We start from the raw sequence: 23,219 nt of genomic DNA, 5'->3' as shown, positions 1-23,219 counted from the left end.
CCGGCGCGGGGCGAGCCGGTGCGATGGCGTCGCGCGGTCGCCCGCGGGTCAGAGGGGCGGCGTCAGGCGGCGGCGGAGCCGGGACAGGAGGTGTTGCGGCTCCCTGAGGTCCCGCCAGGTCCAGCGCACGACCTCCGGGCCGAGCTCGCGCAGGAGGTCCTCGCGGATCTTCTCCTCCACGACGGCCCGGCCCGGCGTCTGCCCGGGCCGGAGCAACCGGCCGTACGTGCTCTCGCCGTCGAACTCGCCGATCACCGGCGGCGTTCCGTCCCATCAGACGTCGACGGTCGCCACCCGCTCGCCGTTCCACCCGGTGATCTCGCGCTGCGGCACCGGTTCGGGCAGCCCGGATCGGTGGAACAGCAGCCGGCTGAGCGACTCCCCGGGACTGGCGGAGCGCCCGTCGGCGAACGCGACGACCCGGGCGGCGTTGCGCACCCCGGTGCGTCCGGCGGCGGCGCGGAGCGCCCCGTCGAGGTCCGCCCGGTCGGTGTGCGGGGCGCGCAGCGCCGCGTCGGCGACGACGAGAGCCTGGGCGAACGGCCGCTCGCGGGCGATGTCGATCGCCGTCCGGGCCGGGGTGGTGACAGCGATGCCGCCGACCCGCGTGACGTCGGCGTCGCTCAACGGGCCCACGTGCAGGTGCAGGTCCCGGCCGCGCCGGGCACCGCTGGCCCGGTTCCGGGTGAGGTGGACGAGATCGAGCGGGAGGTTCCAGACGTCCAACCCGTGCAGGACGGCCGCGGAGGCATGGCTGACCACCGCGGGAGCGCCGAGCCGGGCCAGCACGCCGCGCACCGCCCGGATGTGCCGGGCAGCCTCCTGGTCTCCGGCCCTGAGCGGCTGTGCGACGCCTGCGGTCCGGGCACGTACATCCCCCGGCACACCCGGCTCAGCCGGCCCTCCCGTAGCGCCCTGGCGATCCCGGAGTCCGCCAGGCCCGCGGAGTGCGGATCCGGTCGGCCCAGGGCCCCGGCGGCCGGGGGTCAGGAATCCGAGGACTCGGCCTCGGAGAGCTTGGTCTCGATGCGTTCGCGGGCCCCGGCGAGCTGCTCGTCGCAGCGGCGGGCGAGCGCCTCGCCGCGTTCCCAGAGCGCGACGGACTCGTCGAGGCCGAGGCCGCCGACCTCGAGCGCGCGGACGACCTCGACGAGCTCGTCACGGGCCTGTTCGTAGCCGAGGCTGTCGACCGCGGGCCGCTCGCTCATGGGGTGTCCTCCGGATCGGGATCGGGATCGGGATCGAGGTCGGTCTCCGCGCCGGTCTCTGCGCCGGTCTCTGCGCCGGTCTCTGTGCCGGTCACCGTCGCGGCGACGGCACCGTCCGCCACCCGGATCCGCAGCGCCGCCCCGGCCGGGGCGTCGGCGACCGACCGCAGCAACGGCGGCACCCCGTCACCGGCACCGGGGAGCTGCACGATCGCGTAACCGCGAGCCAGTGTCGCGGACGGCCCGAGCGCGGTGAGCCGTGCACCCAGGTGCCCCAGCTCCGCCGCGGACCGGTCCAACCGGCGCAGCATCGCCCGGTGCGCCGCGGCGCGGGCGTCGGCGATCTCGTCGACGCGGGCCGCGACCAGCCGGAGCGGATCGGCGAGCGCGGGCCGGGAGCGCAGGTCGGCGAGCCGGCGCTGCTCCCGGTCCACCCAGCCGTGCAGGGCCCGCCGGGCCCGGTCGCGCAGACCGGAGATCCGGGCGGTCTCCTCGGCGAGATCGGGCACCAGGCTGCGGCCCGCCTCGGTGGGCGTCGAGCACCGGACATCGGCGACGTGATCGACCAGCGGGGTGTCCGGCTCGTGGCCGATCGCCGACACCACCGGCGTGCGGCAAGCCGCGACCGCCCGGCACAGCGTCTCGTCGGAGAACGGCAGGAGGTCCTCGACGCTGCCGCCGCCGCGGGCGAGCACGATCACCTGCACGTCCGGGTCGCGATCGAGAACCTGCAGCGCACCGACGATCTGCTCGACGGCCAGCCCGCCCTGCACGGCCACGTTCTCGATCCGGAACCGCACGGCGGGCCAGCGCAGCGTCGCGTTCGTCACGACGTCGTGCTCGGCGGCCGAGTCCCGCCCGGTCACCAGGCCGATGGTGCGCGGCAGCAGCGGCGGCCGGCGTTTGAGCGCCGGATCGAACAGCCCCTCGGCGGCGAGCAGCCGGCGCAGGCGCTCGATCCGGGCGAGCAGCTCGCCGAGCCCGACCGCGCGGATCCGGTCGACGCGCAGGTTCAACGTGCCGCGCCCCAGGTAGAACGACGGCTTGCCGTGCACGATCACCCGGCTACCCTCGGCGACCGCGCCGCCGGACTCGCGGACCAGCGCGGCCGGCGCGATGAGCTGCAGTGACACGTCCGCTGCCGGGTCACGCAGGGTCAGGAACGCCGTGGAGGACCGGGCGTTCACCTGCGCGAGCTGACCCTCCACCCAGACCGCACCGAGACGGTCCACCCACTCGGCGATCTTGCGGGCGACCGTCCGGACCGGCCACGGGTTCTCCTCCGAGGCCGGGGCGCTCACTTCTCCTGGGACAGCGTCGCGATCCGGTTCGTCAGCATCGTGACGTAGGCCGGGCGGTTCTCGTGCGCCGTCTCCCAGGCGAGCAGGTCCGACAGGTCGTCGACGCTGAGTGTGCGGAGCTTCCCGCGCAACTGCGGCACGGTCATCGTCGGGTACTCGGGGACGGCGTACGGCGCACCGGTGGTCGCCTCCGCGCGGTTCGACGTGCCGGCGGGCCGCTCGGGCCGCGAGATCGGGATCCCGGAGCGGGCCGGGCGCAGCGACGACACCGTGCCGTTGCGCGGGTCGGTGACCGGCTGCGGCTCGGGCAGGCTCAGGTCCGGGATGTCGTCGTCGAACGTGGCCCAGCTGGGCACCTCGTCGGCCGGCCGCAGCGCGCCCAGCGCGCGGTCGCCCTTGATCGCGAGCTCGGTGACCTTCTGCTGCAGGCGCATCGACACCTGCAGTGCCTGGCTGACCGCGGTCACCGGCAGCTCGACGGCGTGCCGGGGCAGCTCACGGGCCTGCTCGACGGCGGTGACGACGAGGCCCGCGGCGATCCGCACGGGGAACGGCAACGGCGACATGCGAGCCATTGTCCCCTGATCGGTGCGCCGGTGTCGCGCGGGGACGGTCGAGCGTGTCACGTGACGCTGCCCGGGCCGGAGGTCATCCGTACGCTGGAGCCATGTCCGGTACTGCCAAGCAGGTCCTGCTCGCCAAGCCCCGCGGCTACTGCGCAGGCGTCGACCGTGCCGTCGAGGCGGTGGAGCAGGCGCTCGACAAGTACGGCGCCCCGGTGTACGTCCGCAAGGAGATCGTGCACAACAAGCACGTCGTCGAGACCCTGCGCGACCGCGGCGCGATCTTCGTGGAGGAGGCGTCCGAGGTCCCGGAGGGCGCGCACGTCGTGTTCTCCGCGCACGGTGTCTCGCCCGCGGTGCGGGAGGAGGCGAAGGGCAGGCAGCTGCGGACGATCGACGCGACCTGCCCGCTGGTGACCAAGGTGCACCAGGAGGCGAAGCGGTTCGCACGCGAGGACTACGACATTCTGCTGGTCGGCCACGCCGGGCACGAGGAGGTCGAGGGGACCTCCGGCGAGGCGCCCGAGCACATCCAGCTCGTCGAGTCGGCGGCCGACGTGGACAAGGTCACCGTCCGCGACCCGGACAAGGTCGTGTGGCTGTCCCAGACGACGCTCAGCGTCGACGAGACGATGGAGACCGTCCGCGCCCTGCGAGAGCGGTTCCCGAAGCTGCAGAACCCGCCGTCGGACGACATCTGCTACGCCACCCAGAACCGCCAGGTCGCGGTGAAGACGATGGCCCCGCGCTGTGACCTGGTGCTGGTCGTCGGGTCGCGGAACTCGTCGAACTCGGTCCGGCTGGTGGAGGTCGCGCTCGGCGCCGGCGCCGGCGCGTCGTACCTGATCGACTACGCCAAGGAGATCGACGAGGGCTGGCTGGAGGGCGTCAGCACGGTCGGCGTCACCAGTGGCGCGTCGGTGCCCGAGGTCCTGGTGCGCGGCGTCGTCGAGCACCTCGCGGAGCGCGGCTTCGGCTCGGTCGAGGAGGTCGACACCGCCGAGGAGACGCTGGTGTTCTCGCTGCCGCGGGAGCTGCGCCCGGCGCGTGCCGCGGCCCGCTGACCCCGGTACGACGAACGCCCCGGACCGGGTCGGTCCGGGGCGTTCCTCGTCCGTGCGGTGGATCAGGCGCGGGCGGCGTGCACCGCCTGGGCGGACACCACCTGGACCTGGTCGCCGATCTCCAGGTTGTTGTACCAGGTGATGGCGTTCTCCCGGCTGAGCCGGACGCAGCCGGCCGACGGGGTGTCGGTGCGGCCCTCGTGGAACGCGATGCCGCCGTCCTGGAAGAACACCGACCAGGGCATCGGGGCGGGCTCGCCGTTGGACATCGTGTACTCGCCGCTCTTGTGCAGCTCTTCCTTGCGGTAGACGCGCAGCGAGTGGCCCACCGGCGTCTCCTTGCCCGGGCCGCCGATCGCGACCGGCACCGGGCCGTGCGTGATCTTGCCGTTCTCGAACAGCCAGGACTGCTTCGTGTCGAGGTCGACGCAGGCGCTGGCGGTGATGGTGCACGGGGTACCTGGCACCAGCGGCTGCTCGCGGAACGCCTGCGCGGCCGGGGTGGCGGCCAGCGCCGTACCGACACCGATCAGCGCGAGTGCCGCGGTGACGAGGGCGACGACGATCGCGGGCCGGGGGGAGCGGGTGCTCCGGGTGGTGGACATCGTTCTCCAGGTCGTCCGGCTGACGTGCAGGGCGCGGCGGGGTCACACCGGCTCCTGGTTGTGTGACGCCCGGGTGGGGCGTCGGGTTGCCTCGATCTTCCGGCCCGTCGTGCCGGATCCGGCCACCGGGGTCCGGTCGTGGTGCTCACCTGTGACAACGCGCGAGAGACGGTCCGGATTCGGGTCGTCACTCAGCGGGATCGTCGGCGTGTCGCCTCCGAGGCGCCACCGCGTGTCGCCGACGACGGCCGGGACGATCCGCGCCGGCCGATCCGCGAGCCGCCGGTGCCGGAGATCCCGCCGGAGGCACCGCGGGCGGAGGTGCCGGTCCCCGAGCCGTGGGGAGTGCTGCCGGACGTGCCGGTGCCGCGGGAACCGGACCCGGTGCCGCCGGCCGATCCGCTGCGGGGAGAGCCGCCGGTGGATCCGGCGCCGCGGGTGGTGCCGCTGCTGCCCGCGCCGCGGGTGCTGCTGCCGCGGGTGGTGCTGCCGGTGCCTGCTCCACGGCCGGTGCTGCCGGTGCTGCCGGTGCTGCGGGGGGCGCCGGCCGGTCGTGCGCCGCGCGCGGAGCCGGTCGCCGCGGCCTCACGGGCGAGGGCGCCCGCGGAACGGTCGGCGGTGCGCCTGCCGCGCCGGTCGGTCTCCGGCCGGGAGGTGCGGGACCCGGCGCGGTCCTGCCGCCGCTCGGAGCGGCTGAGCCGCGGACCGTCCGGATCGTGGCCGCCCGGGTCCCGGCCGAGCCGGGCCCGCAACCGCCCGACCGAGTCGTCGGGGCCGAGCCGCTGGCGGACCAGCCGGAACGCGGCGAGCGCGAGCACCGCCAGGGTGGTCACCGCCATCGCCGGGAACGCGTTGATCAGCGGGGCGCCCGCCATCAGCACGCTCTGTGCGGTGCCGCCGCCGCTCGGTGCCCCGATCAGGATCGCGACCACGGGGACGACCACGGCCAGCAGCAACGGCGGCTGCACCGCGGGCAGGAAGATGCCGCGCCTGCGCACCCAGCAGACCGCGAGGACGCAGCCGAGCAGGTACGCGATCTCGAACACCCGGCCGACCGTGCCGATCCGCAGGAAGTCGACGAGGACGCCGAGTGCGGTCGCCGCCACGGCGAGGCCGATCGCGGCCACCGGCGGGATCCCGAGCACCGGCCGGAGCAGCGAACGCTCCCGGACCGGCCAGCCGCCCCGGCCGGGCGCCGCGGGCCGGGGGGTGGTGGACCCGCCGGGCCGGCGGGCCGAGCTCGAGCGGGTCGTGTTCACCCGGTCAGCCTAACTCGCCGCGGGCGGCCTGCCGGTGCCCCTCGTCCGCCGCGCCGTCCCCGGCGCCGAACGCGTCGCCCCGCGCGCCGTCCGCCCGGGACGACCGGCGATCGGGCCGGTCGGCGAGCTCGGCGGCCCGGCCGAGATCCTCCAGCGACACCAGCGCCTCGCCCGCGGAGGCCACCAGCTCCGGCGCCGACACCGCGCGCGGGGTGCGGTCGACGGTCCCGGGCTCGTCGAGCTCGGTGTCGCTCACCTGGAGCTCGGTGAACTTGCGGGCGCTCACCAGCACCCGGGCCTCCAGCGAGGAGACCGTGCGGTTGTAGCTCTCGACGACCGAGTCGAGGCTGCGGCCGAGCCGGGCGACGTGCGTGCCCATCGTGGCGAGCCGGCCGTGCAGCTCCCGGCCGAGCCGGTGCACCTGGGCGGCGTTGCGGGCGAGCGCCTCCTGCCGCCACCCGTAGGCGACCGTGCGCAGCAGGGCGACCAGCGTGGTCGGCGTCGCCAGCACGACGTTGCGCCCGAACGCGTGCTCCAGGAGCGCGGGGTCCGAGCGCAGCGCGGCCTCCAGGAACGGGTCGCCCGGCACGAACAGCACCACGAACTCCGGCGTCGGCTCGAACGCTTCCCAGTACGCCTTGCCGGCCAGCTGGTCGACGTGCGCCCGGAGCTGGCGGGCGTGTGCGGCCAGCTTCTGCGCGTGCACCTGCGGGTCGCCCGTCTCCACGGCCTCCAGGTACGCGGCGAACGGCACCTTCGCGTCGACCACGACCTGCTTGCCGCCGGCCAGCCGGACGATCATGTCCGGCCGGACGCCGCCGTCCTCCCCGTCGGCGCTGACCTGGGTGGAGAAGTCGCAGTGCTCGACCATCCCGGCCATCTCGGCGACCCGCTGCAGCTGCATCTCGCCCCAGCGGCCGCGCACCTGCGGCGCGCGCAGCGCGTTGACGAGCGCCTTCGTCTCGGTGCCGAGCTTCTCCGAGCTCGCCGCCATCGCCCGGACCTGCTCGCGCAGCCCCGCGTAGGCGGACTCGCGCTCCTTCTCCACCGACCGCAGCTGCCCCTCGACCCGGCAGAGCGCCGCCGAGACCGGATCGAGCAGCTGCTCCACGGCCTTGGCCCGCGACGTCTCCTCGCCCTGTGCCCTGGCCGACAGCTCGGCCGTGGCCTCCTTGATCCGGCGCTCGGCGAGAGTGACGAAGGCCTCGTTGTTCCGGGCCAGCGCATCTTGCGAGAGGGCGGCGAACGAATCCTTCAACCCGGCCTCGGCCTGCGCACGGGCCTCGCGCTCCGCGTGAAGCGCCGCGGTCGCGCCGGCGGCCTCGGACTCGGCCCGCCGGGCCCGCACGGTCGCCTCGTCGAGCGACTCGTGCAGCTCCTCGATGCGCTCCAGCAATCCGGTCCGCTCGGCACGCAGGCCCGCCGCATCCGCCCGGGTGGTCGCGGCCGTGTTCGCCGCGGCGCGGGCCGCCTCGGCGGCCTCGGCCCGGAACCGGGCGGCCGCCAGCAGCCAGGTGACGGCGCAGGCGATCGCGGCGCCGAACAGCGACCCGGCGAGAAGGCTGGTGACATCCACGTCCCGCAGCGTGCACCCGACCCCTGACAGTTCCGGCGAACCGGCACGTCGCGGGCGTGTCCGCGGGCCGTTGTCTGCCGATCGGCGCAACGGGGGGCGGCCGGACGGCCTAGTGGGTTGCGTCCCGGCGACGGACCTCACCGCGGGCGAACCGTTCCGCGGTGCGCACGTCGTCCGGAGTGTGAGCACGTCCCGGTCCGCCGGGACGGACCCAGCGAGGAACGAGAGAGGTACCCACGTGAACACCCGACTCGCCCACCCGCACCGCACCGCAGGCACCCTCGGACGCGCCGCGGCCGCGGCGCTCCTCGCCGCAGGGGCCGTGCTGGCCCCGGCCGGCGTCGCGAACGCCGCCCCGGCCGGACCCGGGGGGCCCGCGCCGAGCTCCTGCCGGCCCGACCACGTGAACGCGACCGTCGCCCCGGCACCGGCGAGCGCCGGGCACCGGCACTACACGGTGGTGCTGAGTGCCGCTCCCGGCACGGCCCCGTGCACGCTCGCCGGATCGCCGTCGAACCCGGTCTTCAGCCTGAACGGCTCGCCGCGGGCGGTGACCGCGCTGCCCCATGGTGAGCAGAGCAGAGCGGTCGTGTTCGGCCCCGCCGATCCGGTGCAGTTCGACGTCCAGGTGCCGGACGGTCCGGGGCCGGCCTCGGCGAACGAGATCACGATGACGCCGTACTCGCCGGACTCGCCGTTCCCCGGACCGGTCACCGCGCACGGTCCGCTCGCCGTCGACGCCGGGACGCTGGTCGGGCCGGTGACCGAGCACCGGCCGGGCTGACCGGTACCGGCGCCGGGCTCAGGTCAGCCGTAGGTCCGCCGACTCGTGCTCGAGCAGCCACCGCTTCACGGCGAGCCCGTAGCGGAACCCGCCGAGGGTCCCGTCGCTGCGCAGCACCCGGTGGCAGGGCACGAACAGGGCGGCCGCGTTGTGCGCGCAGGCGCCGGCCGCGGCCCGGACCGCGGCCGGCCGGCCGGTCTTCTCCGCGTACCCGGTGTAGGTGACCGGGGCGCCCGCCGGGACCGTGCGCAGGACGTCCCAGGCGTGCTCGCGGTAGGGCCCGGAGCGCTGCCGGACCGGCACGTCGTCGATCACGGACAGGTCGCCGTCGTGGTAGCGGTCCACGGCGTCGCCGACGGTCCCGAGATCACCGCCGGTGATCCCGGACGGGGCCAGTGCCGGGTGGACCAGCGCGAGCAGTTCGTCCACCGACGCGGTCCAGCCCGAGGCGAGCACGTACCCGTCGGCGTCGACGACGGCGGTGAAGGGCCCGGCCGGGGTCTCCCGGGTGGCCCAGACAGCGGTTCCGGTCATGTGTTCCTCCGAACGGACGGGACGGCGGACGCGGCGGCCCGCCACAGATGGGTGGCGGCGTAGGACCGCCAGGGGGCCCAGGCGCGGGCGCGCCCGGCCAGTGCGGACGCCTCCGCCGGCAGGCCGAGCGCCTCGGCGCCGCGCCGGACCGCGAGATCCGACGCCAGCAGCTCGTCGGGATCGCCGAGCACCCGCATCGCCAGGTAACCGGCGCTCCACGGGCCGATCCCCGGCAGCGCGCACAGCTCGGCCCGCAGCGCGGCCGGGTCCCGGCCGGCGTCCAGCACGAGCTCGCCGGACGCCAGCGCGGCGCACAGCCCGCGCAGCGCCTCCGCGCGCCGGGCCGGGCCGCCCGGCGGCGCCGCGGCGAGCCCGTCGGCCAGCGTCGCGGGATCCGGGAACAGCAGGTCCGGGCCGTCACCGGTGTGCAGCTCGGCGGGCAGCGGCGAGCCGAACGCGGCGGCCAGCCGGGCCGCGGCGGTGCGCGCCGCGGCGACCGACACCTGCTGCCCGAGCACGGTGCGCACGGCCGTCTCGGCCGGATCGACGGTGCCCGGCAGCCGGATCCCGGGCGTCGCCGCGACCAGCGGGGCGAGCACCGGATCGGCGCCCAGCACGGCGTCCACCGCCTGCGGGTCGGCGTCGAGATCGAGCAGCCTGCGCAGCCGGGACACGGCCGGGCCGACGTCGCGCGGGTCGGTCGCGCGCAGCGTCGCGAGCACCGCCCCGGGCCGGGCGGTCAGGTCGAGATCGACGGTCGCCGGGCCGTGCGGCAGCCGCAGCGTGCGGCGGTACCGGCCGCCCTCGACCGTCTCCACCCGGTCGACGGCCCGGACGGCGAGGTGCTCGAGCAGGCCGTGCGGGTCGAACGGTGCCCGATAGGGCAGTCGCAGGGTCAGCGCGCCGGGTGCCCCGGCGGCGTCGCCGGGCCGGGCCGGCCGTCGCCGGGCGGCCTCGGCCCGCAGCTGCGACGGCGGCACCCCGTAGACGGCGCGGACCGTGTCGTTGAACTGGCGGACGCTGCCGAAACCGGCGGCGAACGCGATGTCGGCCAGTCCCAGCGGGGTCGTCTCGACCAGGATCCGGGCGGTGTGCGCGCGCTGCGCGCGGGCCAGCGCGAGCGGGCCGGCACCCAGCTCGGCGGACAGGATCCGGCCGAGCTGGCGGGAGGAGTAGCCGAGCCGGCCGGCCAGCCCGGGCACCCCCTCCCGCTCGACGACGCCGTCGGCGATCAGCCGCATCGCCCGCCCGGCGGCGTCCGCCCGCAGGTTCCACTCCGGGGACCCGGGGACGGCGTCGGGCAGGCACCGCCGGCAGGCCCGGTAGCCGGCCGCCTGGGCCGCGGCGGCGGTGCGCAGGAACTCGACGTTGCGCGCCTTCGGCGGCGGCACCGGGCAGGACGGCCTGCAGTAGATCCGGGTGGTCCGCACGGCCGTGACGAACTGGCCGTCGAACCGGGCGTCCCGGGCCGAGACGGCCCGGTAGCAGGTGTCGTGGTCGAGGAGCACGGCACCGACGATGCCACCGCGGACGGCCCGGGACTCGCGGGAATCGGTCGCCGGTGTCGGCGGGTCCGCTCAGCCGTTGCAGGCGGCGCCGCGGATCCAGCCCTGCTGGCAGGCGAACTCGATCTGCTGCCTGCGCTCGTTCTCGTCGTCGGGCGCGCCGCGCGGCGGGAGACCGTCGCCGGGGCGCGCGGACGGCGGGTCCGCAGGATCGGCCGGGGTCCCGGCGCCACCGTCCCCGGTGCCGCCACCCCCGCCGCCGCCACCGCTGCCACCGCCCGGTGCGGCCGGCGCACCGCCCGGGGCCGGCCCGGTGCCGCCGCCCGTGCCGCCGGTCCCGCTGCCCGTGCCGCCGGTGCCGCCGGTGCCGTCGCCGGTGCCACCGGTGCCGGTCGGGCCGCCGGTGCCGCCGGTGTCACGGCCGGGCGAGTCGGCGGACCATCCGGCACCGGGCCCGTCGTCGGAGCCGGTCGGCGGGACGGTGAACGGCGACGACGCCGGTGCCGGTGGCGGGGCGGTGGACGCCGGCGCGGGCGGCGGGAGTGGTGTGTCGTCCGGTCCGGTCGCGCTGAACGACACGGCGGACACGGTGCCGGCGGTGGCGAGCACGGCCACCCCGGTCGTCAGCAGGGCGTGCATCCCCGGCAGGCGCATGGATTCCCCTCGGTGTCGGAACCGCTTTTCCCACCCGCCGGGACCGGTACTGGGCCCCACGGGTGATGCGCCGGCCGTGATGGCGAACGTTGCGTCACGTCCGGGCGCTCGGCGCAGTATGGCGTACGCCGGTCGGAGTAACGACGGCGACGGTGCGTGACATTTCGCAAGGGGGAGTCGCCGATCGCTCCGGCGACCGGTACGCGATCATGACCAGGCAGTGTCCGAGGAGGAGACCACCATCGCGAGCGAACCCGCCGACGCCGGCCGCAGCGGCCGACGCGCGGGCCGGGCGACCGCGGCACGCACCCGCATCGTCGGGTGGGTGCTGCTGCTCGTGCTCAGCTCGCTCGGGGTGGTCACCCTGGTCACCTGGCTGCTGCTGATCGACGAGACGGACCGCCGGATCGAGACCGCACTGACGTCGGAGATCGCCGAGTTCGCCCGGGTCACCGAGACCGGGATCAACCCGACCACCGGGCAGCCGTACGGCTCGGTCGACGAGATCCTCCGCTCGGTGATCGCCGCGAACGTGGCCCGGCCCAACGAGAAGTTCATGGGCTACCTCGACGGCCGGTTCCGCTGGGAGTCCCGGCGCACCAGCTCGCGGGTGCTGCTGCGGGAGGACCCGGCGTTCAACGCGATGGTCTCCTCCGTGCAGCGGCACACCCGCGGCTCCTACCAGAGCGTGGCCGGCGAGGTGCGCTGGTCGGCGCTGCCGGTCGGGCTGGCCGGCGACCCCTCGCGCGGGGTCATCGTGATCGGCTACTTCACCGACCAGGAGCACGAGTTCGCGCACGAGGCCGCCCGGCTGATGGTGATCGTCGGCGTCGGCACGGCGCTGCTCGCCGCGGTGGGCGCGTGGCTGGTCGCCGGCCGGATCCTGCGCCCGCTGCGCGACGTCGCGACCACCGCCCGCACGATCACCGGCACCGACCTGTCCCACCGGGTGCCGCAGCGGGCCAGGGCCCGCGACGAGATCGCCGAGCTGGCCCGGACGCTGAACGCCATGCTCGACCGGGTGCAGAGCGGGATGGAGGCGCAGCGCCGGTTCGTCGACGACGCCGGGCACGAGCTGCGCACCCCGATCACGATCGTCCGCGGGCATCTCGGCGTGCTCGATCCGAGCGATCCCGAGGACGTCACCGACACCGTCGCCCTGGTCGACGACGAGCTGGAACGGATGAACCGCCTGGTGTCGGAGATGCTCGCGCTCACCCGCGCCGAGCAGCCGTCGCTGCTGCGCCCGGAGCAGGTCGACGTCGCCGAGCTGACCCGCGAGCTGTTCGACAAGCTCACCGGGCTCGCCGACCGGGACTGGGTGCTGCAGTCGGTCGCCCCGGTGCGGGTGCGGATGGATCCGCACCGGATCACCCAGGCGGTCGTGGCGCTGGCCGACAACGCGACTCGGTTCACCGGCCCGGGCGACCGGATCGCGCTCGGTTCGGAGACCGTCCGCGAACGGGTGCGGATCTGGGTGTCCGACACCGGGCCCGGCGTCGCGCCGGAGGACCGCACCCGGGTGTTCCGGCGGTTCGCCCGCGGCGAGAACGCCCCGCGTTCGGACGGCGCCGGCCTCGGCCTGTCGATCGTCGAGGCCATCGCGACCACGCACGGCGGGCGGGTGCTGCTGGAGAGCACCCCCGGCTGCGGCGCCACCTTCACCCTGGACCTTCCGGGGGACGCGCGGTGAGCAGCCGGATCCTGGTCGCCGAGGACGAGCCGCGGATCGCGTCGTTCCTCAAGAAGGGGCTGGTCGCCGCCGGTTTCGAGGTGACCGTCGTGCCGGACGGGCCGGGGGTGCACGATCACGTCGTCGGCGGCGGGTTCGACCTCATGGTGCTCGACATCGGGCTGCCCGGCCTGGACGGGTTCGCCGTCCTGCGCCGGATCCGCGCGGCCGGCAGCACCGTCCCGGTGATCATCCTGACGGCGCGGGACAGCGTGGGCGACACCGTCGCCGGCCTCACCGGCGGCGCCGACGACTACATGGCCAAGCCGTTCCAGTTCGAGGAGCTGCTGGCCAGGGTGCGGCTCCGGCTGGAACGCTCCCGCCCGGCGCCGGACCCGGAGGTGCTGGCGTTCGGCGGGCTGGAGCTGGACCCGCGGACCCGGCACGTCGCCGTCGACGGGCGGACCGTCGAGCTGTCGGCGCGCGAGTTCGCGCTCGCCGAGACGTTCCTGCGGCACCCCGGGCAGGTGCTGTCCCGGGACCAGCTGCTGCGGCTGGTGTGGGGCGGCGAGTCCGGCTCCGGATCCAACGTCGTCGACGTCTACGTGCGCTACCTGCGACGCAAGCTCGGCGCCGGCCGGATCGCCACCGTCCGCGGCACCGGCTACCGGCTCGAACCGGGCTGAGAGGGGTCCGCGGAGGGCGACTACCCTGGTCGTCCGTGTCCCTCACCCTCGGCATCGTCGGTCTGCCCAACGTCGGCAAGTCGACCCTGTTCAACGCGCTGACCCGCAACGACGTGCTCGCCGCGAACTACCCGTTCGCGACGATCGAGCCGAACGTCGGGGTGGTCCCGCTCCCGGACCCGCGGCTGGGCGAGCTGGCCCGGATCTTCTCGTCGGAGAAGATCCTTCCCGCCACGGTGTCGTTCGTCGACATCGCCGGGATCGTGAAGGGCGCCTCCGAGGGCGCCGGGCTGGGCAACAAGTTCCTCGCCAACATCCGCGAGTCCGACGCGATCTGCCAGGTCGTGCGGGTCTTCGACGACGCCGACGTGGTGCACGTCGACGGCCGGATCGATCCGGCGAGCGACATCGAGACGATCGCGACCGAGCTGGTGCTGGCCGACCTGCAGACCCTGGAGCGGGCGCTCCCGCGGCTGGAGAAGGAGGCCCGCACGCAGAAGGACCGGCGCCCCGCGCTGGAGGCGGCCCAGGCCGCGGCCGAGGTGCTGAACAGCGGCCGGACGCTGTTCCAGGCCGGCGTCGCCGCCGCCCCGCTGCGCGAGCTCACCCTGCTTACCACCAAGCCGTTCCTGTACGTGTTCAACGCCGACGAGGCCGTCCTCACCGACGACGCCCGCCGCAAGGAGCTCACCGAGCTCGTCGCCCCGGCGCAGGCCGTCTTCCTCGACGCCAAGGTGGAGGCCGAGCTGCTGGAGCTCGACGACGAGTCCGCCGCCGAGCTGCTGGAGTCGATCGGGCAGGACGAGCCGGGCCTGGCCCAGCTCGCCCGCGCCGGGTTCACCACGCTCGGCCTGCAGACCTACCTCACCGCGGGCCCGAAGGAGTCGCGCGCCTGGACCATCCCGCAGGGCGCCACCGCGCCGCAGGCGGCCGGGGTCATCCACACCGACTTCGAGCGCGGCTTCATCAAGGCCGAGGTGGTGTCGTACGACGATCTCGTCGCCGCCGGGTCGATGAACGCCGCCAAGGCCGCGGGCAAGGTGCGGATGGAGGGGAAGGACTACGTCATGCAGGACGGCGACGTGGTCGAGTTCCGCTTCAACGTCTGATCGGGTCCCGTTTCCGCTGGTCAGCACGTTAGGGCTCCGGCGTATTCGTCACCGGTTCGTCAGTAGCGCCGAGGACGGCCGTCAGCATCGAGTCCGCAGCGGCTCGTGTGCGGTCCTCCGCGGTCGGCCACAGGTGCGCGTAGGTGCTCAGGGTGACGGTCGCACTGGAGTGCCCGAGTGCCCGCTGCACGGTCACCACGTCGCAGCCGGCCGCGATCAGCCCCGAGGCGAAGAAGTGCCGTAGATCGTGCAGGCGGATCGTCTGGTGCCCGGCGTCGCGCCGGGTCTTGCGCCACCAGTAGCCGACTGTGTTCTGGTGCGGCGGGTTGCCGTTCTCGCCCCGGAACAGCCACCGCTCCGACCCACGGCCCGAGAGCCCGGCCAGGTGCACCCGCACGATGTCCACCAGGCCGTCGGCGAGGTGGACCGTCCGCTCGCTCCCGTACTTGGGTGCCCGGATCTCGACGGCCTGGTTGTTCGCCCGCTGCACCTGCCGCCGGACCACGAGCCTCCGGGCCGCCAGATCGAAGTCACCGACCTGGACCGCGGCAGCCTCCCCGAGCCGCAGCCCGGCGAAGGCACACAGCGCGATGAAGCACACGAACCGTCGGTCGGCCATCTCCAGCAGCACCCGGACGTCGTCCGAGGTCGGTAGCTCCATCGCCACGTCGGTGCGACGGGCACGGGGGAGCTTGACGCCCTCGCTCGGATCGGTCGCCAGGACCCGATCCTTGACCGCCCCGCGTAGAACGGCCCGGACGTTGTTCACCCGCGTCCGGATGGTTCCCGGCGCGAGCCCGGCGGCGCGGTCAGGGCCGCGATTGGCCGTCTGCATCTCCTTGATCCACAGCTCGATGTGCGACCGCAGTAACCGCTGTAGCGGGACATCCCAGAACGGCACCGAGCGAGCAGCCAGGGTCATCGCCCGCGCCGTCCCCGGCACCCAGATCTGACGGGCGGACCAGCGTTCGAAGTAGGCCCCGAAGGTGACCCGCCCGGCGTGGGGATCGACGTAGTTGCCGCTGACCAGCGACGTGGTCTGCTCGTCCAACCACCGCTGCGCGTCCGACTTCTTCCGGGTGGTCCGGGTGATCTGCTTCCCGCCCGGGAACGGCCGGTACTGCGCCTGCCACCGACCATCGGGCAGTTTCCGCACGCTGGCCATCAGGCGCTCGCCTTGACCTGGTCGGCGACCCAGCGCCGGACGTCGTCCGAGCGGTACCGGACGTGCCGGCCGATCCGGACGCCCCTCGGGCCGTAGCCGCGACTGCGCCACTGGTAGAGGGTCTGCACCGGCACCCCGAGGTAGTGCGCGACGTCCTGGATCGTCCACAACCGCTCAGCACTGCTCATCGGGCGTTCCTCTTGGTACGGGTGCGGCGTTGCTCGCGTCGTCGTTCGGCGATGCCGAGGGCGATCTCTCGTTCGGCGTCGTTGCGGTGCCCGAACTGGACGACGTGCCAGTCGTTGACCACCAGCACCGAGCCGGGTTCGGCGGGGGTGTTGAGGGCGGCGAGGGTCTCGCCGAGGCGGTAGGTGCGGCGTTCGCCGCGGATCGCGCCGAAGGTGGTGGAATAGTTGCGGGACTTGGTGAGGAAGTGCCCCCGGAACCCGAGCATGTGCGCCCAGCGGCGCAGGTTCAGGTCCTCGTACTGCTCATGGCCGCCGAGCTCCCACGCGGTCTCGATCAGCTTGCGGTGGTGCGGGGTGAGATCAAGGTGGCGCAGGTGGGCGATGTCGCGGATGGGGCGGTCGGTGGCCTCGGACTTGCCGGTGCCCTTGGTGGCGTACTTGGCGACGTAGGCGGCCAGGGCGGAGTCTGTGATCTCGCCGTCGTCGTCCTCGAGCGCGGCCGCGGTGGTGGACGTGATTGGGCGGACGTCGACCTGCCGGCCCCAGCTCAGCGGCAGCGGCGTTCCGTCCGGGCGGTCGACGACCAGTGACACCGAGCGGGCCGCGTCCCGGACCGCGGCGTGTAGGCCGTCGGGGGTGATCCCGAGGGGTGCGGGGGTGGTGGGTCCGTCGGGGCCGTCGAGGCGGACGACGGCGTGGAAGTGCACGAGCCCGCGGCGCTGGTACTCGGCGACCTTGGCGTACGAGAGGCGGGCGTGGTCGCGGAACTTGCGGACCTTGATCCCGAGCATCTGCGCGATGATTCGGCGCAGGCGGATGGCGAAGCGGTTCCACAGCTTCCCGGCGTGGGCCTGCCACAGCACCGCGCCGACGTAGTCGTGGGTGTCCGGGTCGAGCGCACAGCCGATGCGCGGGTCGTCGGGGTGGTGCTTGTCCCCGCAGCCGCACGGGACGACCAGACCGCGGGCGGTGACCCGGCGTGTGTGGACGGGCCCGAACGACGGCGCTGTCAAAGTGACGAATACCCGCGGGTGGCCGGCCGCAGTGTCGGGGACGCCCTTGCCACCGGCCATTCCGGAGCGGATGAGGTGGTAGGCGTCGGAGGCGTAGCGGTCCGAGCAGGCCGGGCACACCGACGCCCGCCGGTTCCCGCACGGGGCGAGGATCTCGCCGTCGCGCTCGGCGAGCACAGCACCGGTGGCGCGGTCGTGGATCCGTGAGGAGCCGGTCAGATGGATGGGGGCGGCGCAGCCGCCGAGGGCGGTGACCTCACGGCGCCAGTCCTGGAAGCCCGGCGAGCGCAACAGGTGCGAGAGGTCGTGTTCGTGCTGGGTCGTGGCAGCCGTCATGACGGCATCCCTCCCGAGAGCGTGGTTGTGGGGCTCCGGTCCCGCCGGGAGCTGGACTCGGACGTCGGCGGGACCGGACCGGAGACACCGGGCCTGGTCAGCGGCGGTAGGTGCGGTGTTCGTGCTCGATCTCGACCGGGCCCGGCGCGTAGCCGTGGTAGCGGGCGAGCAGGCGGGCAGCGGCCCGGTAGGAGGAGGCGTGGCCGATGTGGGTGCCGTGGTCGTTCTCGACGCGGTAGCGGGTGCCGTCGCGCAGCACGGTCCCGCCATGTCCGGTGCCGCCCAAGGTGACGAGGGCCTTGCCCGGCTCGACGATGTCGACGCCGATCACCCCTGTCGTGGGCTGCGGCCCCTGCTTCGGTGTGGCCGGTGTCTGGGGGACGGGGCGGAGGTGCTGCCAGCGGGTGGCCATGTCCCGGGTGACGCGGGGGACCAGGATCGAGCGGGCCGGGCCCTCGGAGCCGTTGTGGTGGACGTGGTGGGTGCCGCCGAGCTTGAAGTGGCCGGTGTCGAGCAGCTGGGCCACGGTGTCGCCGTCGTGGCGGGCGAGGGTGTCGGCGCAGCCGGGCCGAGCGGGATCGGTGCGCAGGACCAGCCCGGTCCGTTCGATCAGCAGCAGGCCCGGGTCCTGGGCCAGCGCGACGATCCGGGCGACCTCCCGCGGATCCTGCGTCGCCGCCGTGCGGTCGTCGGCGGGGGACTCGATCAGCTCCGGGTCCCCGAACAGCGCCCCCTGCACCGTGCCGGCCTGTGCTGTGCCGGTCTGGGCGGTCATGCCGACCACCACCAGGTGGCGCGGGCCTCCCAGGACCACTCACGAGCGAGCTGGCGGATCACGTAGTACTCGGCCACGACCGCCCCACCGACCACCACCCAGAACCAGCCCGAACCGGTGCCCAGATAGAGCCAGGTCCCGCTGATGACCAGCAGGAACAGCAGGGTGAGCTTGGCCCACGTGCGCAGCGCCCAGATAGTCGTCGTTCCCATCACGCCGCCCCCCGCTCGTCACCGTCATCGGCCTGGTTGTCGGTGTTGTCGTGGGGGAGGTCGATGACCTCAGCCACTGGCGGTGCGCAGCGGGTGACGAGTTCGGTGATGTCGTCGTCGGAGACGAACGCGGCCCGAAACCGGACCGGCAGCCGGGACCCACGGTCAATCACGAACCCGATCCCGGCATGGCGGGCGTCTCCGGGGATCTCGTCGGCCAACGCACCGCGCTCGCGGGCGCCCTCGCCGAGGACCATGTCCACATGCGAGGCGGCGGTGACGCCGAGGCAGATCCGCTGGGTGAACAGCTCACGGACGTCGACGACATCCTTGGAGGGCTCCTGCAGGTAGCCGTGGACGGCGAACAGCGACGCCCGACCTTGGGTCATGACCTCTGCGAGAAGCCTGAGGGCTTCGCGGACGCTGGTGCGGTCGCCGTAGGCGGTGAGCATGGCCATCTCGTCGATGACCAGCAGCTCCACCGGCGTCCCCGTACTGGGCGTGCAGGCGCGGATGTTCTGCTCGCGCATGTCGTCCTGGCGGTCGCGCATGCTGTCGCGGAACTCGGTCAGCAGCTCCAGCGCCTGGGCCATGGTGGTGGCGTAGCGGTGGAACAACGGGGCGCCCTGCTCGGTCTCCACCCCGCCCTTGAGGTCGACCATCCAGACCCGGACGATGCCGTCGCGGATGCAGGGTCCGATCCCGCGCAGGGTCGACCAGAGGATCGAGCCCTTGCCGGCTCCGGAGGCGCCGGCGACGAGGCGGTGTCCGCCGGTGACGGGGGCGGTGAAGGGGTCGCCGCGTTCGTTGTCGCCAATTTCGACCGCGCCGAGGTCGACGTCGTCGGTGGTCTCGGGGATGTCGGGGGCGGGGATGGTGCGGGTGAACGGCAGTTCCCACTCGATCACCACGGCGATCACGCCGGGGCGGTGTCGGGTGATCGCGACCCGGTGCGCGATCAACGCCTCCCAGAGCACGGAGGCGCGTTCCTGCCAGTAGGCGACGTCCTGCCCGCGGACCATGCGGACGTAGACGGTGTCGATCGACGCCGACGACGACCGGACCCGGAGCACGCGCGGGACCAGCTGGGCGCCGGTGTGGCGGTGCTCGCGGGTCAGCCCGGTGTCCGACATGAGCTGTGCCCAGCGGTGGCCGCGGTAGACCGTCCAGCGCCGCCACGTAGCCCGCAGGGCAGGTGCGGCGAACCGGTCGAAACTCCCCGGGTGGGCCCGGCCCCACACCAGCGCGCCGACGACCAGGCCACCGAGGGCGGCCGTCGTGACCAGCGGGCCGAGGATCAGGGCCAGGCCGAGCACCACGAGGGGGGCGGCCACGAACCCCGGGTGGCGCGCAGTCCACGCGAGAGCCTGGAACTCCCGTCCCGGAGGCCGGGTGGCACGCCCCGCGTGGCTGCGGGCCGGACCGTTGATGCGGGTTGCGATACTACTACGCTTGGTCATTGCTACCAGTCCTCACGAGATGAGATGTCGGGTAGCAGGGGCGCCCGCCGTGTGTTTCCGCCAAGAATCAGTTCGGCGGGCGACCCCACCGCCCGAGTGGATCATTTCTGTTCGCGCAATGCGCCGCGTGCCGAGTCCAGATGGACGGTCAGGTGCGCGACGTCGCGGGCGAGGTTGTCGTGGGTGTTCTTGAACCCACCGGTCCGATACGGGATCCCGTGCAGCGAGCGCCTGAGTTCACGCATCGCCGCGTCCAGCTCTTCCACGGTCCGGTCGACGGCCTTGGACATGTCACTTCCTCCACTCCCGGGAGACCAGCTCGGCCTCCCACCTCTTCGCCGAACTGGTCATTACCTTCAGCGAGCCATGCGCCTTCTTCGCCGACGCCGAGATCTCATCCGGCGAGGCGACCGACCAGTGCTGCCCTTCGCCGCCGGCCTTCGCCGAGACGCTCTTCCCGCCGCGCTTGGACCTGGTGCCGTCGGTGGACTTGGCGGCGACCTTCTCCGCCTCGGCCAGGGCGTCCCCGACCAGCTGCAACGCCCGCCAGAACTCGCCGTACTTGCGCAGCGCGCGCCGGTTGACCTTCGGCAACGTCGTCAGCCGGTCCCGCGAGCCCAGGTTGAGTGCCATCGCCTACACGCCCTTACGGATCGCGAGCTGGGCCAGGCGCAGGCCCTCGGCGACCCCGGCCCGCCACGCCTGCTCGGTGGGCACCACCGGGTAGTCGTTGCGGGACCAACGACGCCGCTCGATCTCCAGGCGCCGCACCAGCCGCCCGACACCCGTTGTTGTCCGGGGTCGATTGTTCGTGGTCGTGTTCATTGCCGTGCCTCCGTCTCCGCCAGCGACGCGGGGCCGCTGGTCTCGCCGTCTCCGAGGCAGCCCGGGCAGGCCCCGGAACCGCCACAGGCCGTGCACTCGACCCCTGAGATCGAGTCGCCGTAGCCGTCACACACATCGCAGGCGCGGCTACCGGCGCAGTCGTCACACACCACTGGCGATCACCCCTGATCCGGGACACAGGTGTCCCCGTCTCGGAATTGCATGGAAGTGCCGAAAATCAGGTCCGGCCGAAAGAAGTGGGCCGCTACATCAGGCGGCCGGCCCGCTGATCGAACGGGCCCCGTTGTCGTGCTGTCTGCTTGTCAAATCGTGCTCGGCCTGCTCCAGCACGGTGCGCAGGCGGGCGATGTCGCGACGGTCGAGGAACACCGTCACCGACCCGCCGGAGCCGGTCGCGTCGATCGTGACCCGGTCCTCGTCCGGATAGGTACGGGTCACGAACTCAGTGGTGGCGTAGACGTGGATCCCGACCGAGACCGTGAACGACGGCAAGAAGTCCGGGCGGCTCACGACTCACCCTCCCCGCCGTCCTTGCCACGCCGCATCGGCATCGGCGCCGGGGCGGAGTGCTTGATCCCCATCGCCTTGAACGCGATCCCCGACACCGTCCGCCCGTCCGGGGACTCGATCGAGTACGGGTTGATCTTCGCGTCGATCAGCTGTACCCGCGTGTCCTCCGGGAAACCCTCCCCAGGATCAGCAGTCAGCGTCACCTTGATCTCCTCACCCTTCGGCGCCCGCTGCCCCGCCTGAACCTGCAACTTCGCGAACAACGACACCACGAACTGCGCCACCCCATCCCGATCGGTCACCGGTACATCGGCGCCGTTGGCGTCCTGGCGTGTCTTGGGTGCGGGCGGCTCCACCACCGTGAGCTTGTAGCCGTCGAGCACCACCGGAAGATCCCTCATGACTCCACCTCTCGTGCGTTGATACCCCTAAACTTAGCTATCGAGTGAGTGCGTGTTCAGGGGGCTAAACCAGGATGCGCACGCTCGCCCAACTTGTCAAGGGGCCTAAACTCGGGGTGTGGCTGCTGTTGACGATGAGTTCCATGCGCTTCGCCTGGAGCCGGACCCGGTCCGGCGGGGGCGGCGTGCAACCGACCTGCTGGCGACCTACCAGCAGCGTTCGGTCGAACTCGCGCGCATCCGCCGCGCCGCGGTCGAGGAGGCCCGCGACCAGCTCGGCGGCAGCTATACCGAGGTTGCCCGGGCATTCGGTCTGACCAAGGGCCGCATCACTCAGATCCGCAGCAGCGCCCCACCAGCGCACCGGGCGTTCTTCGGCGTCGGCCCCCTGGAACTGGCGCTGCCCGGGCGCCGACTGCTCAACCGCGACGATCTCGTGATTGCCAGCGAGGACGACGCCACCGGCGTGCACCTCACCGACGAGGCCGAGCGCCTGATGTTCACCGTCGAGCGCCGCATCATCGACCCGCTACAGGAGTGGGAACCCACTGGCGACGCTGTCGTGGTCTGCGGTCCGGCGTCCGCACACGTGGGCAACGCGCTGATGGAGCGCGATCCCTTCTTCAGGATGACGATCGGCGACGGCGCACGCTGGGGGATCGTCGACGACGAGACCGGCGAGCGCCTGGTGTCCCCGATGGACGATCCCGAGCCGCGCCGGGCCGACATCGCCTACCTCGCGCGCCACGTGATGCCCACCGGTGCGGTCGTCGTCCACATCGCCGGGCTGCACGCCTTGGGGTCTGTGGGGGCCGCGCACTACCTCACCGAGCACGTCGTGGACCTGTGGGCGGAGCTGGGGGAGGAGTCGTTCAGCATGGTCCTCAGCGGTGAGTTTGACGAGCTGACCCCCACCACGCTGAAGGTGCTCGTCCCTCCGCGACGATGGCCCCGATGAGCACCCACGGCGCATCGCTACCCGGGGCAACGGGCCCCGGACAGGACCGCTGGGCAGCCACCCCGAACGGGCTGATCGTGCTCGACGGCGCGACGGCCATCGCCCCCGGCGTCCCGCCAGCAGAGCAGTACGTCGGGGCCCTGCTCGACGCCCTCCGTACGGGCCTCAGCTCCACGTCGGACCTGCGGACGGTCATCGCCGATGCCATCGACTGCGTGTCTTCCGAGCTCGACCTGACCCCGGGCGACGGCCCGTCCTCGACGGTCGCTCTGCTGCGGTGGACTGACCACGGTGTCGACGCTGCTGTGCTAGGCGACAGCACGATCATCCTGGGCTGCCGCGGTGGCCACGAGGTCCGGCTCTGTGACGAGAGGCTGGAGTCCGTCGCGCCCGTTCAGCGTCAGAGCTATCGCGAGCGGCTGCGGCGGGGGAGTGGCTATGACGAGACCCACCGGCAGCTCCTGGCCGATCTCCAGGTCATCGAGCGTCGCGCTCGGAACTCCGACGACGGCTACTGGATCGCCGAAGCCACCCATGAGGCGGGCCATCACGCCACCGTCCACCACATCGACGCCGACGAACTCCACTGGGCCGTGCTCGCCACCGACGGCGCCCAGCGCACCATCGACCACCTACACATGGCCTGGTCCGTCATCGCGGCCAAGAGCGATGACGAGATACTCGGCCTCCTTCGCGGCCTACACCGTTGGGAAGCTGAGCGAGACCCGGATGGCCGGGACCTCCCCAGGGCCAAGCGCCATGACGACAAGACCGTCGCTACCTGGCAGCCCGACACCCGCTGACCGCCCGACATCGACCTGGTCTTGAGCCGGCC

29 protein-coding genes are annotated in these 23,219 nt (G+C 73.5%); 7 read left to right on the top strand and 22 right to left on the bottom strand.

The window, feature by feature from the left end; all coding sequences use genetic code 11:
• Positions 1 to 48: 48 nt before the first annotated feature.
• The 5 genes from ABZ881_RS09865 to ABZ881_RS09845 form a co-directional block, all read right to left on the bottom strand.
• A complete protein-coding gene (locus ABZ881_RS09865; protein ID WP_358483364.1) occupies positions 49 to 255 on the bottom strand; it encodes a hypothetical protein in 207 nt (68 codons plus the stop codon).
• 18 nt (positions 256 to 273) lie between these two features.
• On the bottom strand, positions 274 to 798 hold the full coding sequence (locus ABZ881_RS09860) for a hypothetical protein (protein WP_358483363.1): 525 nt from the start codon (positions 796 to 798) through the stop codon (positions 274 to 276).
• A gap of 188 nt (positions 799 to 986) precedes the next feature.
• On the bottom strand, positions 987 to 1,208 hold the full coding sequence (locus tag ABZ881_RS09855) for an exodeoxyribonuclease VII small subunit (RefSeq protein WP_344026532.1): 222 nt from the start codon (positions 1,206 to 1,208) through the stop codon (positions 987 to 989).
• A complete protein-coding gene (gene xseA, locus ABZ881_RS09850; RefSeq protein ID WP_358483361.1) occupies positions 1,205 to 2,509 on the bottom strand; it encodes an exodeoxyribonuclease VII large subunit in 1,305 nt (434 codons plus the stop codon). Before xseA ends, ABZ881_RS09855 begins: the two co-directional genes overlap by 4 nt.
• Positions 2,506 to 3,075, bottom strand: a complete 570-nt coding sequence (locus ABZ881_RS09845) for a lipid droplet-associated protein (RefSeq protein ID WP_344026528.1) — start codon at positions 3,073 to 3,075, stop codon at positions 2,506 to 2,508. The genes xseA and ABZ881_RS09845 overlap by 4 nt, the downstream gene beginning before the upstream one ends.
• Positions 3,076 to 3,176: 101 nt before the next feature.
• On the opposite strand from ABZ881_RS09845, the gene ABZ881_RS09840 reads away from it, so the two are divergent.
• The gene (locus ABZ881_RS09840) at positions 3,177 to 4,136 is read left to right on the top strand and encodes a 4-hydroxy-3-methylbut-2-enyl diphosphate reductase (RefSeq protein ID WP_358483359.1); all 960 of its coding nucleotides are present in this window, start codon (positions 3,177 to 3,179) and stop codon (positions 4,134 to 4,136) included.
• 62 nt (positions 4,137 to 4,198) lie between these two features.
• On the opposite strand, the gene ABZ881_RS09835 is transcribed toward ABZ881_RS09840, so the two are convergent.
• The 3 genes from ABZ881_RS09835 to ABZ881_RS09825 all read right to left on the bottom strand — a co-directional run bounded on the left by ABZ881_RS09835 (position 4,199) and on the right by ABZ881_RS09825 (position 7,576).
• Entirely contained in the window at positions 4,199 to 4,741 is a 543-nt protein-coding gene (locus ABZ881_RS09835) for a L,D-transpeptidase (RefSeq protein ID WP_344026524.1), read from the bottom strand.
• Positions 4,742 to 4,932: 191 nt separating this feature from the next.
• On the bottom strand, positions 4,933 to 6,000 hold the full coding sequence (locus tag ABZ881_RS09830) for a DUF6542 domain-containing protein (RefSeq protein ID WP_358483357.1): 1,068 nt from the start codon (positions 5,998 to 6,000) through the stop codon (positions 4,933 to 4,935).
• Between the two features lie 4 nt (positions 6,001 to 6,004).
• Positions 6,005 to 7,576 (bottom strand): DNA recombination protein RmuC, encoded by a 1,572-nt coding sequence (locus tag ABZ881_RS09825; RefSeq protein ID WP_358483356.1) that lies wholly within the window; start codon positions 7,574 to 7,576, stop codon positions 6,005 to 6,007.
• Positions 7,577 to 7,814: 238 nt separating this feature from the next.
• Between ABZ881_RS09825 and ABZ881_RS09820 the strand changes: the two genes are divergently transcribed.
• Positions 7,815 to 8,360: a hypothetical protein gene (locus tag ABZ881_RS09820; protein ID WP_358483354.1), complete on the top strand. Its 546-nt coding sequence runs from the start codon at positions 7,815 to 7,817 to the stop codon at positions 8,358 to 8,360.
• Positions 8,361 to 8,378: 18 nt separating this feature from the next.
• Here the strand turns inward: ABZ881_RS09820 and ABZ881_RS09815 are convergent, their stop codons facing one another.
• From ABZ881_RS09815 to ABZ881_RS09805, 3 genes are all read right to left on the bottom strand, one after another.
• Entirely contained in the window at positions 8,379 to 8,894 is a 516-nt protein-coding gene (locus ABZ881_RS09815; RefSeq protein WP_358483351.1) for a methylated-DNA--[protein]-cysteine S-methyltransferase, read from the bottom strand.
• The gene (locus ABZ881_RS09810) at positions 8,891 to 10,402 is read right to left on the bottom strand and encodes an AlkA N-terminal domain-containing protein (protein WP_358483350.1); all 1,512 of its coding nucleotides are present in this window, start codon (positions 10,400 to 10,402) and stop codon (positions 8,891 to 8,893) included. Before ABZ881_RS09810 ends, ABZ881_RS09815 begins: the two co-directional genes overlap by 4 nt.
• A gap of 69 nt (positions 10,403 to 10,471) precedes the next feature.
• Positions 10,472 to 11,053, bottom strand: a complete 582-nt coding sequence (locus tag ABZ881_RS09805; RefSeq protein ID WP_358483348.1) for a hypothetical protein — start codon at positions 11,051 to 11,053, stop codon at positions 10,472 to 10,474.
• A 220-nt stretch (positions 11,054 to 11,273) separates the two neighbouring features.
• On the opposite strand from ABZ881_RS09805, the gene ABZ881_RS09800 reads away from it, so the two are divergent.
• Genes ABZ881_RS09800 through ychF form a run of 3 tightly spaced genes read left to right on the top strand, consistent with a single transcriptional unit; the run spans position 11,274 to position 14,520 of the window.
• The gene (locus ABZ881_RS09800; RefSeq protein ID WP_358483346.1) at positions 11,274 to 12,746 is read left to right on the top strand and encodes a HAMP domain-containing sensor histidine kinase; all 1,473 of its coding nucleotides are present in this window, start codon (positions 11,274 to 11,276) and stop codon (positions 12,744 to 12,746) included.
• Positions 12,743 to 13,411, top strand: a complete 669-nt coding sequence (locus ABZ881_RS09795; RefSeq protein WP_358483344.1) for a response regulator transcription factor — start codon at positions 12,743 to 12,745, stop codon at positions 13,409 to 13,411. The genes ABZ881_RS09800 and ABZ881_RS09795 overlap by 4 nt, the downstream gene beginning before the upstream one ends.
• A 35-nt stretch (positions 13,412 to 13,446) precedes the next feature.
• Complete coding sequence (ychF, locus tag ABZ881_RS09790) at positions 13,447 to 14,520, top strand: redox-regulated ATPase YchF (RefSeq protein ID WP_358483343.1); 1,074 nt, start codon at positions 13,447 to 13,449, stop codon at positions 14,518 to 14,520.
• Positions 14,521 to 14,548: 28 nt separating this feature from the next.
• Here the strand turns inward: ychF and ABZ881_RS09785 are convergent, their stop codons facing one another.
• The 11 genes from ABZ881_RS09785 to ABZ881_RS09735 form a co-directional block, all read right to left on the bottom strand.
• On the bottom strand, positions 14,549 to 15,685 hold the full coding sequence (locus tag ABZ881_RS09785) for a site-specific integrase (protein ID WP_358483341.1): 1,137 nt from the start codon (positions 15,683 to 15,685) through the stop codon (positions 14,549 to 14,551).
• A complete protein-coding gene (locus ABZ881_RS09780) occupies positions 15,685 to 15,873 on the bottom strand; it encodes a helix-turn-helix domain-containing protein (RefSeq protein WP_337826566.1) in 189 nt (62 codons plus the stop codon). The genes ABZ881_RS09785 and ABZ881_RS09780 overlap by 1 nt, the downstream gene beginning before the upstream one ends.
• On the bottom strand, positions 15,870 to 17,222 hold the full coding sequence (locus ABZ881_RS09775) for a replication initiator (RefSeq protein ID WP_358483338.1): 1,353 nt from the start codon (positions 17,220 to 17,222) through the stop codon (positions 15,870 to 15,872). Before ABZ881_RS09775 ends, ABZ881_RS09780 begins: the two co-directional genes overlap by 4 nt.
• Before the next feature lie 97 nt (positions 17,223 to 17,319).
• A complete protein-coding gene (locus ABZ881_RS09770) occupies positions 17,320 to 17,997 on the bottom strand; it encodes a hypothetical protein (protein ID WP_358483336.1) in 678 nt (225 codons plus the stop codon).
• Positions 17,994 to 18,209: a hypothetical protein gene (locus tag ABZ881_RS09765; RefSeq protein ID WP_358483335.1), complete on the bottom strand. Its 216-nt coding sequence runs from the start codon at positions 18,207 to 18,209 to the stop codon at positions 17,994 to 17,996. Before ABZ881_RS09765 ends, ABZ881_RS09770 begins: the two co-directional genes overlap by 4 nt.
• Complete coding sequence (locus ABZ881_RS09760) at positions 18,209 to 19,543, bottom strand: FtsK/SpoIIIE domain-containing protein (RefSeq protein WP_358483333.1); 1,335 nt, start codon at positions 19,541 to 19,543, stop codon at positions 18,209 to 18,211. Before ABZ881_RS09760 ends, ABZ881_RS09765 begins: the two co-directional genes overlap by 1 nt.
• 227 nt (positions 19,544 to 19,770) lie before the next feature.
• Complete coding sequence (locus tag ABZ881_RS09755) at positions 19,771 to 19,959, bottom strand: hypothetical protein (RefSeq protein WP_161152823.1); 189 nt, start codon at positions 19,957 to 19,959, stop codon at positions 19,771 to 19,773.
• Position 19,960: 1 nt separating this feature from the next.
• On the bottom strand, positions 19,961 to 20,302 hold the full coding sequence (locus tag ABZ881_RS09750) for a hypothetical protein (protein ID WP_358483331.1): 342 nt from the start codon (positions 20,300 to 20,302) through the stop codon (positions 19,961 to 19,963).
• A gap of 3 nt (positions 20,303 to 20,305) precedes the next feature.
• Complete coding sequence (locus tag ABZ881_RS09745) at positions 20,306 to 20,494, bottom strand: hypothetical protein (protein ID WP_358483328.1); 189 nt, start codon at positions 20,492 to 20,494, stop codon at positions 20,306 to 20,308.
• Positions 20,495 to 20,764: 270 nt separating this feature from the next.
• Positions 20,765 to 21,025: a hypothetical protein gene (locus ABZ881_RS09740; RefSeq protein WP_358483327.1), complete on the bottom strand. Its 261-nt coding sequence runs from the start codon at positions 21,023 to 21,025 to the stop codon at positions 20,765 to 20,767.
• Positions 21,022 to 21,411 (bottom strand): hypothetical protein, encoded by a 390-nt coding sequence (locus ABZ881_RS09735; RefSeq protein ID WP_358483326.1) that lies wholly within the window; start codon positions 21,409 to 21,411, stop codon positions 21,022 to 21,024. Before ABZ881_RS09735 ends, ABZ881_RS09740 begins: the two co-directional genes overlap by 4 nt.
• Before the next feature lie 133 nt (positions 21,412 to 21,544).
• Between ABZ881_RS09735 and ABZ881_RS09730 the strand changes: the two genes are divergently transcribed.
• Positions 21,545 to 22,384, top strand: a complete 840-nt coding sequence (locus ABZ881_RS09730; protein ID WP_358483324.1) for a hypothetical protein — start codon at positions 21,545 to 21,547, stop codon at positions 22,382 to 22,384.
• Complete coding sequence (locus ABZ881_RS09725; RefSeq protein WP_358483323.1) at positions 22,381 to 23,187, top strand: hypothetical protein; 807 nt, start codon at positions 22,381 to 22,383, stop codon at positions 23,185 to 23,187. The genes ABZ881_RS09730 and ABZ881_RS09725 overlap by 4 nt, the downstream gene beginning before the upstream one ends.
• Positions 23,188 to 23,219: the final 32 nt, after the last annotated feature.

The sequence above is a fragment of the Pseudonocardia sp. NPDC046786 genome (assembly GCF_040645415.1).
In the GTDB taxonomy this organism is placed as follows: Bacteria; Actinomycetota; Actinomycetes; order Mycobacteriales; family Pseudonocardiaceae; genus Pseudonocardia; species Pseudonocardia kongjuensis.
This window is presented reverse-complemented; position numbering and strand designations above follow the sequence as displayed.